The organism is Gramella sp. MT6 (genome assembly GCF_019357415.1).
GTDB lineage: Bacteria > Bacteroidota > Bacteroidia > Flavobacteriales > Flavobacteriaceae > Christiangramia.
On record NZ_CP048410.1, the window covers coordinates 707,111 to 719,670 of the forward strand.

The window sequence follows — 12,560 nt, forward strand, 5'->3', positions numbered from 1 at the left end:
CTATTTTGCTTCGTTCAAATTCCAGTTATATTCCTTATAAGAGATCGAAGCTCCGGAATTTATTGTGGTATCAGAATAACGATTTATATAATCTACTACAGATCCACTTTCTTTAAAGTCCTTCTCATACCAGTCGAATATCGAGGATAATTTCGCAGAATTTTCAGAGATCTCATTCTTATCAGAATTAACAAATTCCCTGGTCACTCGCTCTAATTGTTCCTCAATTTTATCAGCGGTATAGGCTTCATTTAATAATTTCGGGCAGGAGATAGACGCGCAATTAATCGCGAAATGAATCCTTGGTTCATTCATTTTTCTCAGAATACTATTCTCAATTCCTCCTAATGAAATTTCAGTATCCCCAACCTTAACGAATTCCTTCGTCCATGGACTATCTATATCCTTTATACTCTTTACCGGATGATTCCTTAAGATAAGGTCAACCGTATATGCATTATAAAGGTTGATATAATAAGCCAATAGTTCATTGGTTCCCCAATCTTCAGTAGGTTCCTGAAAAGAAAGCATTTTCAAATATTCATCCAACTCAGCACGGTCATTTCTAAATCCATTATAATCCACCAGTCCATTTGCTTTCACATGTTTTTTAAGTAGAGCATCCCAGGTAGAGTGGTCTATAATTGGATCTGTATCCTTTGAAATTTGTTGGGAAGCATCTGGTGTTGGTAAACCTTTACTGTTGAGTCCTGCGCTAGAAATTAGATTACAGGATGCAAACATGCATAATCCTGAGATCATTATCGCAAAACTTAAAATGAACTTTTTCATAGATTTTTAACTTAGCAGCAACCTCCACCATCATAATGGAAAGTAGATTCACTGATGAATATATCATCTCTTCCCAATGAAGACAAAGCCCCGGCAGTTTTATCACAGATCGCCAACGGCTGATTCTTCAATAATACATGGCCCTTCCCATCATCAAAATAATCCTGATCTCCATAATAGATCGCTGCCTTTCCGGTAAAGATACATGGACCGTCTTCTGGCATTGGATCTTTGATAGCGGCAACTTCAATGGATTCTATATATACGAGTTCTTCAGTTGGATAGTTTTTAGGATCCAGGATTCTATATGGTTTTCTGGCTCTTATCTCAATGGTACCGAAGCCCACATCGGTCAATGCTTTTACGTAATCTTTAATAGATAGACTTCCGCTAAGGCATAATGCGCGTAATCTTTCATCATTTCTCAATTCGTCGTTCATTTCCTGCTCACAGGTAGGATCACTCATCACCAATCTACCATGAGGCTTTAGCACACGGTACATTTCCTTCAATGCTTTAGTAAGCTCCTCTGTCTTGAAAATATTGAAAAGACAGTTCTGGGCAGCGACATCTATAGAATTATCCTCTACAGGAAGATCTGTAGCATCTCCTTTTTTCAGATCAACAAACTCAGATTTGAACCATGGATTCAATTCTTCAGCCTCTTTAAAATTCTTTCGGGAAGCTTCTAGCATTTCGTCCACAACATCTACCCCTACAACTCCCGATTTTTGTCTCGAAAAATAAGCGAATTGCAGAAGTTCCATACCTCCACCAACTCCTACATAAAGGGTTTTTGGATTATTGGTAAGATCACGGGCATGTACAGTGGTACCACAACCATAGTTCATTTCCTGCATGATCTTAGGGATCTTTAGACCCGGTAATTCCCAGATAGGATTAGTGGTACAGCATAATCCAACATCAGGAGTAAGAGCTGCTTCCCTGTATACATCCTTCGTCGTTTCTAAATAACTCATTATATCTTCTGTAAAAATTCTTTAAATAATTTTACCATATCCGGTTCTGCTTTTGCTGCATTCTCAAGTATATCCTGAATATTTACTTTTTCAAGATTATCAGGATCACCTTGGTCTGTGATCACGGAGATAGCCGAAGCGGGAATACCAAGATGATTGGCAACTATTATTTCAGGAACCGTACTCATTCCTACGGCATCGGCACCAATAATTTTTAAATATCTGTATTCTGCCCTGGTTTCCAATTGAGGACCCAACACTGCAGCATAAACCCCCTTATGTAAAGTGATATTATTCTTTTTAGCGGCCTCCTCGAAAATCGAATTCATTGTCGCATCATAGGGTTCGCTCATATCAACAAAGCGCTCTCCCAACTTTTCAACTCCGTAGAATGCGAGTGGAGATCCTCCCTGCAGATTGATATGGTCATCTATGAGCATTAATTCTCCCTTTTTCATATCCAGGTTAATCGCTCCCGAAGCATTTGAAACCAACAATCTTTTCATGCCCAATCGCTTCATCACCCTAACTGGAAAGGTAACATCAAAAAGGCTGTAACCCTCATATACATGAAATCTTCCTTGCATGATGATCACCTTTTTTCCTTCTAAAGTACCATAGATCAATTTACCTTTATGGAACTCTACAGTAGCGGTAGGGAAATAAGGAATGTGGTTATAACTGGCAACTACTTCTATTGCCACTTCATCAAGTAGTTTTCCTAAACCAGTCCCTAAAATGATCCCAACCTCTGGTTCTCCGAAGCCTTTAGATTTAAGATAATCTACAGCTTCACTAATTCTGTCTGTCATATTTTAAAAATTTTTGAAAGGTAGGATGATCTATAATATCGTCCAGCACATCTATATCGTTTTGAGTTCGCAGAAGTTCTATTCTGCTGTTTTTAATATTCTTCAAGGTATCCTCAAAGACGCTGGGAGTACTCCAGGTTTTTTTTCTAAAAACCTCAGTATTTAATTCGGTCATTCCGAATAAATAATATCCCCCGTCTTCGGCAGGCCCAATTACATAATCCTTGTTATCCAGCGCGCTGAATGCAAATTCAATATCCTCGGTTCTAAGTTCTAAAAGATCGGTCCCTATTATCACAATTTTTTCAAAGCCTGCTCTAAATCCATCTCGAAAGGCATTTTCCATTCTAATACCCAGATCTTTTCCGTACTGAAGCTTTTTGTCAAAGTCTCCCTGATCCCAAAGATCCTCATCTGGAACATCTTCGGAATAATGAACTTGCTTGGTAATGTTTAAGGCTGTGGTAATTTTAAAAGAATGATCTAAAAGGAACTTATAGATCTCCAAAGCATTCTCCTCTCCAATGTCCCTGGCTAGCCTGGTCTTCACATTGCCCGCAACGGGATTCTTGGTAAAAATGATCAATAAATTCTTCTTATTCACTTAATATATTTTTTCGGCATTTTTCAGCCATTTGGACCATTGTTTCGAATAGGCATGAACCTTTTCGGTTGGGTTACCTGCTGGATCTAATACCGGGAAACCGGCATTTTTCCACTCAAATATTCCACCGAATAAATTCTGAACATTTTCAAAACCTGCTTTTTTTAATTTTTCTCCAATTTGTTCTGATCTTATTCCCAAGGAGCAATAAACTATGATAGCTTTCTTTCTAGATACATCTGGCAATCTGGTCAGGTCAAAATCGTCATAACCAACGAGGATGGCATTTTCAATATGACTCACCTCAAATTCCTCAGGACTTCTTGTATCCAGAAGGATCACATCCCCACTAAGTTGTTTCTTTCGAAGCTCTTCCACAGAAATATAGGGAACGCTACCGGAATTATAATTTTTCAGTAAAGCTTCTACAGAGTCCTGCGCATTCACAGGAGTAAATATGAAAAACACTACCATGAGAAAGAGATAATTCTTCATTGTTTTCGGTTTAGGCCACACTTCCCTGACAACTACTTCCGGCACCCGCCGTACAACCGTAGCAATGCTGCGAAGTAATAATATTCCTGTCGTTCAAAAGATCTTCGTTGTATTCACTTATATGCTTCACCTTGCTATTCACTTTCAGGTCGAGCATCTGGTTGAAATCACAATCATATAACCATCCATCCCAGCTAATGGAAATAGTATTGGTGCACATCACATTTTCCACTGCTGCAGGATTATAGGCATCCACCAGGGCATACATATAATCTTCATAATTTTCTGAAGCTATCAAATACTCTAAAAATCTGCTAATAGGTAAATTGGTGATCGAAAATAGGTTATCAAAATCTATGTTGAAATCCTCTTTTAAAGCGACTTTAAAATCATTTTCCATAGCCTGCTGGTTCGTTGGTAAAAATGCACCTGAAGGATTGTAAACAAGATCTAGTTTTAGTCCTGTTCCTTCCTGTGCGTAGCCCACCGTATTCAGCATCTGAAGTGCTTTGATAGATTTATCAAAAACCCCGCTTCCCCTTTGCTTGTCTGTTTTTTCCCGTTTGTAAAATGGCAGGGATGAAACCACATGAACATTATGCTTTTTAAAGAAATCAGGCAGATCATGATATTTCTTATTCGCAAGAATGATCGTTAAGTTAGATCTCACGATAAAATCTTTGATACCTGCTTTCGAGGCTTCTTCTACGAACCACCTGAAATTAGGGTTCATTTCCGGCGCCCCACCGGTTAGGTCCAGAGTATGTGCACCCGTGGTCCTTATAACCTCCAGGCACTGATTCATCGTTTCCACCGTCATGATCTCCTTTCTATCGGGACCTGCATCAACATGGCAATGAGAACAAACCTGGTTGCACATATAACCAAGGTTCAGTTGTAATATTTCAAGTTTTTTGGGCTTTAAAGGAAAATTTCCGGTTTCAGATATTTTCTCTTTAAAAGTTGGCAATCCGCCTTTTTTAAAGATTCCGTTACTTAGAAATTTGAGTTGATTTTCAGGGCTTGAAAGATCGTCCTTTCTCGCTTTTAGGGATTTGATAGACATAAAGAAAATTTCGTGCTTGTAGAGTTAGTTCAGATTTTCTGAAATAACTTACATACTCAGCTTTTTGTATTTATTCATCATTTGCACTCCATGTACTAGGGTAGCGCCACTTTCAATAGCTGCTCCCGCATGAACTGCTTCCATCATTTCTTCTTTTGTGATCCCGCGTTGGAGCCCATCTTTAGTGTATGCATCGATACAGTAGGGACATTTAACGACATGCGAAACAGCAAGGGCGATCAATGACTTTTCTCTTGCAGAAAGAGCTCCTTCTTCAAAAACTTTCCCGTAATAATCAAAGAATTTAGTACCTAACTCTTCACTCCATTCGGTGATCTCACCAAATTTTCTCAGATCGGCAGGATCATAATAATTTTTAGACATAATTATAGTTTTATGCTATTGGGCATTTAAAATATTTACGAAAATTTCAGCGGTATAGATTTATAAGTTTACTACACCGGTTATTCCAAGAATAATAAGCAAAAAAACCAGAATTATGAGTATAACAATCCATAATTTCGACTTGGAATTTCCTGTCCTTGTTTCGGTAGATTGATTCACTCCTTTTTCCGATTTTTTGTGATCTGTTGGAACCGGTGAAGATCTGTCTTTATCTGTGCTCATATTATGTTTTTATTGAAAATACAGCCTAAAAAATGCACCTAAAAAGATTTAACAAAAATTTCTAATTCAACCGAAAACCCCAAAACCTCAGCAAAATCAGGCAAAATGAAGTTCACACTAACGTTTTTCGCACTACCATTAGTTCAAAAAATGATATATTATACATGAATTCTTAATTTTTTCACACAAATTTTAATTTTACCTCCGTATTATTTAGAAATTTTTACTTAAAAAACGCTTAACTTTAAAAAGCGTGAATTGTACCAAACTTGCGAATGAGAATTGATGTAAAAACCTTACCGGTAAATGAAATCCTGGAGGACCTTGCCGATACTTTAAATGCCGAATTAAAAAATAAGAGCGGTGAATTGACCTTGCAAATCCCTGACGAAATTGGAGATGGATATATCCGTGGGGTTAGTTTTGATTCTGGAATGGGCATCATCACTTATAATTGCAAGTTCTATGAAGATGTAGAGATACATTTTTCCCTGAATACAGTTCATCCACTAAAATTTATTTTCTGTTCTGAAGGTAATGTTGGTCATCGCTTTCAAAAAACTGACAAGATCAATAAAATTGACACCTATCAAAACATTGTTGTTAGTAGTAATGGATACGATGGCCATATTCTATATTTCAAAAAGGACGTTGCCACCCATGTTTCCAGTCTCGAGATCATTAGATCTGTATTTGCACATAGATCAAATTATGACTTTAAGGACCTGGATCCCACTCTAAAAGAACTTTTTAAGGATGCCGTTTCAAAAAAGCAGTTTTTCTACCAGGGAAACTATAGTATTAAGGCAGCCGATCTAATGGATGATATTAATACTAAAGACTACACCGGGTTCCTTAGAAATCTTTTTCTAGAAGGAAAGGCATTCGAAATGCTGGTGATCCAGATCGCACAGTACGAAGATGATGAAAACGGAGAAAACCTTCCGAAGATCCTTAGAAAATCTGATATAGAAAAGGTAGACTACGTTGCTAAAAGAATACAGGGAGATCTAAGCACTAATCTTACTGTAGAATCTTTAGCGAAGGAAGCCGGAACCAATGTGAATAAGCTACAGGAAGGCTTCAAATATGTTTATAACCTTACAGTTAATAAATATATGCAGCATGTTAAGCTGGAAGCCGCAAAGGAAATGCTAAACCTTTCTGAAAAGAACATTTCTGAGATCGTCACCGCCATAGGTTTAAACAATCGTAGTTATTTCTCTAAGATCTTTAAAGAGAAATATGGAGTGAGCCCTAAATACTTCTTACGCTCCAGTAAGAATTCTAAAAATGCAGAAGTCCAGGAGGAACAGGATTAAATATCTCTCGTTTTCCGGAACTTGAAGTTTTTAAACGTTTCTAATAATATTCCGATATTTAGATCTCTGAATAAACCTGATTAATATGGAAGATCTGGAAATACATGCGGCCTTACAGGTCGCAAAGCCGAGAAAAGAAGTATTTGAAGCTATCGTAGATCCTGAGAAAATGTCCAATTACTTCATATCTGAAAGTAGTGGTCCTCTAGAAGCTGATAAGACCGTACAATGGAAATTTCCAGAATTCGATATGAGGTTTCCTGTGAAGGTGAAACAGGTCAATAAACCAGAACTTATAGAATTTGATTGGGAAGGCGCTCCCGGCAAAACTCTTTCAGTACAGATCCAACTTGAATCTATCACGACAAGCCAGACCCTGGTAAAGATCATTGAAGGAAAAATGGAAAATAATAAAGAAGGCCTGCAATGGTTTGGTCGAAATTCCGGAGGATGGGCAAACTTTCTGGCCTGCATGAAAGCCTACCTGGAATATGGGATCAACCTGCGTAAAGGAGGCTTCGATTTTATGAAAAATCCTTAACCTCAGGTATCACTTAGGTCAATTCCCTACTGCCGCTTTTAAATATTTCGTAAAAAACACTCAACGCCAGATACTTATATTTTCGTTATATTAGGATTTACCAATCTTCTAATTGCAATCTGGATGGAAAAAATCAGCCTTAAGGTAAATTCTGTAACTTATGATCTGGAAATTGATCCGGAAACACCTCTGCTATATGTCCTTCGGAATCAAATGGAATTAAATGGGCCTAAATATGGATGTGGATATGAGCAATGTGGTGCCTGTTTGGTATTGCTGGATGGCAAGGCCTATCCAAGTTGTAAGATCCCGGTAAGGGATGTTCAGAATGTAGCAATAAGGACATTGAAAGATCTTCAAGATGATAATAAATTACATCCGGTTCAGGAGGCTTTTGCTGAAGAACAGGCTGCTCAATGCGGCTATTGTTTAAATGGTATACTAATTTCGTCGTTTTCCCTTCTAAATGAAAATCCAAATCCAGACAGAGCGGCAATAAATGAAGGTCTAAAAAGGGTTCTTTGCCGTTGTGGAACTTACAGCAGGTTCATAAAAGCTGTTGAAAAAGCCGCTTCAAGAAAATAAGAGATGAACAAGATCACGCGTAGAACATTTATTAAGAATACCGGTTATGTGGCTATTGGTTTCAGTATGTTGCCACAAAGCCTTCTTTCTTCTGAAGGTGGCTGTTCATCTGAATATTCACTGCAGAGTTACGGAATAAATGACTGGCTGCAGGTCCTGGAAGACGGGAAGGTAAAGATCTTTACCGGAAAAATGGAATTAGGCCAGGGTATACGGATAGCCATAGCACAAGTAGCCGCAGAGGAACTTAACATGAATATAGATCTTGTTGAAGTGCATCTTGCAGAAACCAAAGTAACACCTAACGAAGGCTATACGGCAGGCAGCCGCTCTATTGTACAAAGTGCAATGAATGTAAGAAAGGCAGCCGCGGCCGCCTCAAATATCCTTTTGGAAAAAGCAGCTACGAAATATGATATTCCAAAATCTTCATTTAAAATTCAAAATGGAAAAATCCTGAATAAGGAAAACCAGAAACTTTACTCTTTCCAGGAAATCCTTAATGGTGAGCAAATCGAAGAAAATGTTCCAAATGAGGTAATATTAAAACCTAAATCTGAACATCAGCTTGTGGGATCTCCCGTTCCCAGAAAGGATATTCTAAAAATGCTTAAAGCTGAACCTGTGTATGTTCAGGATCTTAGGTTTCCAGGAATGGTCCATGCTCGGATAGCCAGACCTCCCGCTTACCAGGCAGTTCTGGAAGAATTTAATCCTGATAATGCAAAAAAGTTGCCTTCGGTAATAAAAGTGATCCGAATAAACAATTTTATAGGGGTCCTGGCGCAAGATGAATATCAGGCTCAGAAAGCGAAAGAACTGCTGGAAAAGGATTGTGAATGGAAAATTTCTGCAGAACTAAACCAAACAGAGTCCTGGAAAGATCACTTAAAAGCAATAAGTTCAAACTCTGAAACTGTTGAAAATACCGGGAATTTCAGTTTTGGGAATAATTCTTTAAAAGCTTCTTATTCCAAACCCTACGTAATGCATGGGTCTATTGGGCCCTCCTGCGCAGTTGCTTTTTTTAATAGAGATAAACTTCAGGTCTGGACTCATAGTCAGGGTGTTTATCCATTACAGGAAACCCTGGCAGATCTTTTAGATCTTAACGAAGACCAGATGCAAATAACCGGGGTTCCGGGTTCCGGCTGCTATGGTCATAACGGCGCCGATGATGTAGCTGCAGAAGCAGCTCTGCTTGCAACAAAATATCCCGGAAAACATATTCGTCTTCAATGGTCACGGGCAGACGAGCATAGCTGGGAGCCTTATGGCTCGGCTATGATCATGGATCTGGAAGCCAGTTTAGATGATCGTGGGAAAATTAAAAACTGGAATTACGAGCTATGGTCTGACACTCACAGTACGCGGCCAGGAGGCAATAAGGTTAACCTGCTTCCCGCTTCTTATTATGGAGAAAATAACCCTTCTCCAACTCAAGGTTATCTTGGAGGGGCTTACAGGAATGCTCAGCCTTACTATTCTATAGAGAATAGAAATATTAAAGCAAATTTTTTCAAGGGACCACTTAGGGTTTCTGCTTTAAGGGGTTTAGGAGCCTATGCGAATATTTTTGCTATAGAAAGTTTTATGGATGAGCTGGCAGAAAAGGCAGAAAAAGATCCTCTTCAATTTCGTCTTGATCACCTTTCCGATTCCCGCGCAATTGATATTCTTAATAAATTAAAGCAAATGACCTCTGACCTCAGCCTTCAACAAAATGATGGAATAGGATATGCCTTTTCTCGCTATAAAAACACCGACTCCTATTTTGGAGTGGCAGCGAAAGTTAGGTACGAGAGTAGTAAAATCAGCATTAAAAAAATGTGGGGAGTAATAGATTCTGGAGAAGTTATTAATCCAGACGGGCTGAGAAATCAAACAGAAGGAGGCATGATACAGTCGGCCAGTTGGACAATGCTGGAAGAAGTAAAATTTGACAAGACTCATGTGACAAGCCTGGACTGGGAGACTTATCCTATTTTCCGCATAGCAGATATTCCTCAAATAGAAGTGCAGATCATTGACCGGCCCTACGAACCGCCATTAGGGGCGGGCGAAGCTGCACAGGGAGCTACTGCAGCCGCTATTGTGAATGCAATTTATAATGTTACAAGAAAGAGAGTAAGAGACTTACCGGTAAGTAAAACTTTCGAGGTATAAAAAAACCCGACTGGAAAGTCGGGTTTAGTTTTATAAATGGATTTGATGATTACATCATTCCTGGCATTCCGCCTCCCATACCTTGTGGCATTCCACCACCGGCATTATCTTCTGGAAGATCGATCAATGCACATTCAGTAGTAAGGATCATTCCGGCAACAGAAGCAGCATTTTCAAGCGCTACTCTGGTTACTTTCTTAGGATCTATAATACCAGCCTTCATCATATCTACATATGTATCGGTCTTAGCATCATATCCAAAGTCCTTCTTACCCTCAAGTACCTTATTGATCACTACAGATCCTTCACCACCAGCATTCTCTACAATAGTTCTTAGAGGAGATTCGATAGCTCTTGAAACTATCTGAACTCCGGTAGCCTCATCTGCATTTTCAGTTTTGATCTTGCTTAGTACAGCCTGGGCTCTAACTAAAGCAACACCACCACCTGCAACGATTCCTTCTTCTACAGCCGCTCTGGTTGCGTGAAGGGCATCATCTACACGGTCTTTCTTCTCTTTCATTTCAACTTCTGAAGCTGCACCTACGTAAAGTACGGCAACACCACCGGCTAATTTTGCCAGACGCTCCTGAAGCTTCTCTCTGTCATAATCTGAAGTAGTAGACTCGATCTGAGCTTTGATCTGGTTTACTCTGTTTTCAATATCATTATTGTTACCAGCACCGTTTACGATCGTAGTATTATCTTTATCGATAGCTACTTTCTCTGCAGTACCTAACATATCGATAGTTGCATTCTCTAAAGTAAATCCTCTTTCTTCAGAAATTACAGTACCTCCGGTTAAGATAGCGATGTCTTCTAACATTGCTTTTCTACGATCACCAAATCCTGGAGCCTTAACTGCAGCGATTTTTAAAGATCCACGTAGTTTGTTCACTACAAGAGTAGCAAGAGCTTCTCCGTCTACATCTTCAGCGATGATCAATAATGGTTTTCCAGATTGAGCAACTGGCTCAAGTACAGGAAGCAGGTCTTTCATTGAAGATATCTTCTTATCAAAAAGAAGGATGTATGGATCTTCAAGATCTGCAGTCATTTTTTCTGAATTGGTCACGAAGTAAGGAGAAAGGTATCCTCTGTCAAATTGCATACCTTCAACCACGTCTACGTGAGTTTCAGTTCCTTTAGCCTCTTCAACAGTGATCACTCCTTCTTTACCAACTTTATCAAAAGCCTGAGCAATAAGATCACCTATCTTGTCATCATTATTTGCACTAATAGACGCCACCTGCTTGATCTTTTCTGAAGAGTCACCTACTTCTTTAGTTTGCTTAGCAAGATCTGCAGTAAGAGCTTCTACAGCTTTATCGATCCCTCTTTTAAGATCCATTGGGTTTGCACCGGCTGCTACGTTCTTAAGACCTTCTTTTACGATAGCCTGAGCAAGAACGGTAGCGGTAGTAGTACCATCACCGGCAAGATCATTGGTTTTTGAAGCAACTTCTTTCACCATCTGAGCTCCCATATTCTCTAGAGCATCTTCAAGTTCGATTTCTTTTGCTACAGTAACACCATCTTTTGTTACAGTTGGCGCACCAAATGATTTACTGATAATAACATTACGACCTTTAGGTCCCAAAGTTACCTTAACCGCATTGGCTAATGCGTCTACTCCACGTTTGATCCCGTTACGGGCCTGGATGTCAAATTTTATATCTTTTGCCATTTTTATAAATTTTAATTTTCTAGAGTTTCAATAACCCTGAAAAAATGTGGTTAATTAATTGTTTCCTGATTTGATCTCCTGCGGAAGCAGGAAAAATATTGAAGTTAGGTTATACTATTGCAAGTATATCGTCCTCGCGCATGATCAAATAGTCTGTACCTTCAAGCTTAAGCTCTGTACCGGCATATTTACCATACAACACCATATCACCTTCTTTAACGGTCATCTTATGATCCTTGGTTCCGGCTCCAACAGCTACTACCTTTCCTTTTTGAGGTTTTTCCTTGGCAGTTTCAGGAATAATAATACCAGATGCAGTTTTGTTTTCTGCAGCAACAGGTTCAATAACAACCCTGTCTGAAAGTGGTTTAATGTTTAGTCCCATTTTTTAAAAATTTTATTATAGGTTAATTAATTTTTTAATTGTGGTAAGGGATATTTCTAAAATTATGCCACTAGCTGATTCCTGCCAATACCAAATAAAAAATGCCAGCTTGTCATAAGCTGGCATTTTCAAATTAGAATATTATGTGAAATTTACTGCGCGCTGTCAGTTTGTGCCGGTTGTTGCGCCGGAACCTGAGTTGCAGGAACTTCTGTATTTACAGGTTCATCGCTTTCAAATACTCCACTTGCAGCATCTGCAGGAGTATCCATAATAGTTACGTTAGAAAGCAGGATCAATACCAATAATAATGTAGCAAGTGTCCAGGTACTTTTATCAAGAAAATCTGTGGTTTTCTTAACACCTCCCAATTGCTGGCCTCCGCCTCCAAAAGATGAAGAAAGCCCTCCCCCTTTAGGATTCTGTACCATGATCACAACTACCAGCAAAAATGCTACGATAATTATTAAAGCTAAAAAAATAGTGAATGTACTCATT

The 12,560-nt window shown here is 38.9% G+C and carries 15 protein-coding genes; 4 read left to right on the forward strand and 11 right to left on the reverse strand.

The window, feature by feature from the left end; translation table 11 throughout:
• Genes G3I01_RS03245 through G3I01_RS03280 form a run of 8 tightly spaced genes read right to left on the reverse strand, consistent with a single transcriptional unit; the run spans position 1 to position 5,376 of the window.
• The gene (locus G3I01_RS03245) at positions 1–792 is read right to left on the reverse strand and encodes a DUF547 domain-containing protein (RefSeq protein WP_219551018.1); all 792 of its coding nucleotides are present in this window, start codon (positions 790–792) and stop codon (positions 1–3) included.
• Positions 793–803: 11 nt separating this feature from the next.
• The gene (arsM, locus tag G3I01_RS03250) at positions 804–1,772 is read right to left on the reverse strand and encodes an arsenosugar biosynthesis arsenite methyltransferase ArsM (protein WP_219551020.1); all 969 of its coding nucleotides are present in this window, start codon (positions 1,770–1,772) and stop codon (positions 804–806) included.
• Positions 1,772–2,584 carry a purine-nucleoside phosphorylase gene (locus G3I01_RS03255; protein WP_219551022.1) on the reverse strand — a complete coding sequence of 271 codons (813 nt, stop codon included), beginning with the start codon at positions 2,582–2,584 and terminating at the stop codon, positions 1,772–1,774. The genes arsM and G3I01_RS03255 overlap by 1 nt, the downstream gene beginning before the upstream one ends.
• On the reverse strand, positions 2,568–3,188 hold the full coding sequence (locus tag G3I01_RS03260) for a TIGR04282 family arsenosugar biosynthesis glycosyltransferase (RefSeq protein WP_219551024.1): 621 nt from the start codon (positions 3,186–3,188) through the stop codon (positions 2,568–2,570). Before G3I01_RS03260 ends, G3I01_RS03255 begins: the two co-directional genes overlap by 17 nt.
• The gene (locus G3I01_RS03265) at positions 3,189–3,683 is read right to left on the reverse strand and encodes a rhodanese-like domain-containing protein (protein WP_219551026.1); all 495 of its coding nucleotides are present in this window, start codon (positions 3,681–3,683) and stop codon (positions 3,189–3,191) included.
• A 10-nt stretch (positions 3,684–3,693) separates the two neighbouring features.
• Positions 3,694–4,749 carry an arsenosugar biosynthesis radical SAM (seleno)protein ArsS gene (gene arsS / locus G3I01_RS03270; RefSeq protein ID WP_219551028.1) on the reverse strand — a complete coding sequence of 352 codons (1,056 nt, stop codon included), beginning with the start codon at positions 4,747–4,749 and terminating at the stop codon, positions 3,694–3,696.
• A gap of 48 nt (positions 4,750–4,797) precedes the next feature.
• Positions 4,798–5,133: an arsenosugar biosynthesis-associated peroxidase-like protein gene (locus tag G3I01_RS03275; protein ID WP_072554126.1), complete on the reverse strand. Its 336-nt coding sequence runs from the start codon at positions 5,131–5,133 to the stop codon at positions 4,798–4,800.
• 60 nt (positions 5,134–5,193) lie between these two features.
• Positions 5,194–5,376 carry a hypothetical protein gene (locus tag G3I01_RS03280; protein WP_219551030.1) on the reverse strand — a complete coding sequence of 61 codons (183 nt, stop codon included), beginning with the start codon at positions 5,374–5,376 and terminating at the stop codon, positions 5,194–5,196.
• Between the two features lie 275 nt (positions 5,377–5,651).
• On the opposite strand from G3I01_RS03280, the gene G3I01_RS03285 reads away from it, so the two are divergent.
• The 4 genes from G3I01_RS03285 (at position 5,652) to G3I01_RS03300 (ending at position 9,990) form a co-directional block, all read left to right on the forward strand.
• A complete protein-coding gene (locus G3I01_RS03285) occupies positions 5,652–6,698 on the forward strand; it encodes an AraC family transcriptional regulator (protein WP_219551032.1) in 1,047 nt (348 codons plus the stop codon).
• Between the two features lie 85 nt (positions 6,699–6,783).
• Entirely contained in the window at positions 6,784–7,239 is a 456-nt protein-coding gene (locus tag G3I01_RS03290; protein ID WP_219551034.1) for an SRPBCC domain-containing protein, read from the forward strand.
• A 123-nt stretch (positions 7,240–7,362) separates the two neighbouring features.
• Positions 7,363–7,824, forward strand: coding sequence for a (2Fe-2S)-binding protein (locus G3I01_RS03295; RefSeq protein ID WP_219551036.1), 462 nt, complete (start codon positions 7,363–7,365; stop codon positions 7,822–7,824).
• A gap of 3 nt (positions 7,825–7,827) precedes the next feature.
• Positions 7,828–9,990 carry a molybdopterin cofactor-binding domain-containing protein gene (locus G3I01_RS03300; RefSeq protein ID WP_219551038.1) on the forward strand — a complete coding sequence of 721 codons (2,163 nt, stop codon included), beginning with the start codon at positions 7,828–7,830 and terminating at the stop codon, positions 9,988–9,990.
• Between the two features lie 49 nt (positions 9,991–10,039).
• On the opposite strand, the gene groL is transcribed toward G3I01_RS03300, so the two are convergent.
• The 3 genes from groL to secG all read right to left on the reverse strand — a co-directional run bounded on the left by groL (position 10,040) and on the right by secG (position 12,559).
• Positions 10,040–11,677, reverse strand: coding sequence for a chaperonin GroEL (gene groL / locus G3I01_RS03305; RefSeq protein ID WP_219551040.1), 1,638 nt, complete (start codon positions 11,675–11,677; stop codon positions 10,040–10,042).
• 109 nt (positions 11,678–11,786) lie between these two features.
• Positions 11,787–12,062: a co-chaperone GroES gene (locus G3I01_RS03310; protein ID WP_108170633.1), complete on the reverse strand. Its 276-nt coding sequence runs from the start codon at positions 12,060–12,062 to the stop codon at positions 11,787–11,789.
• Between the two features lie 152 nt (positions 12,063–12,214).
• On the reverse strand, positions 12,215–12,559 hold the full coding sequence (gene secG, locus G3I01_RS03315; protein WP_219551042.1) for a preprotein translocase subunit SecG: 345 nt from the start codon (positions 12,557–12,559) through the stop codon (positions 12,215–12,217).
• Position 12,560: the final 1 nt, after the last annotated feature.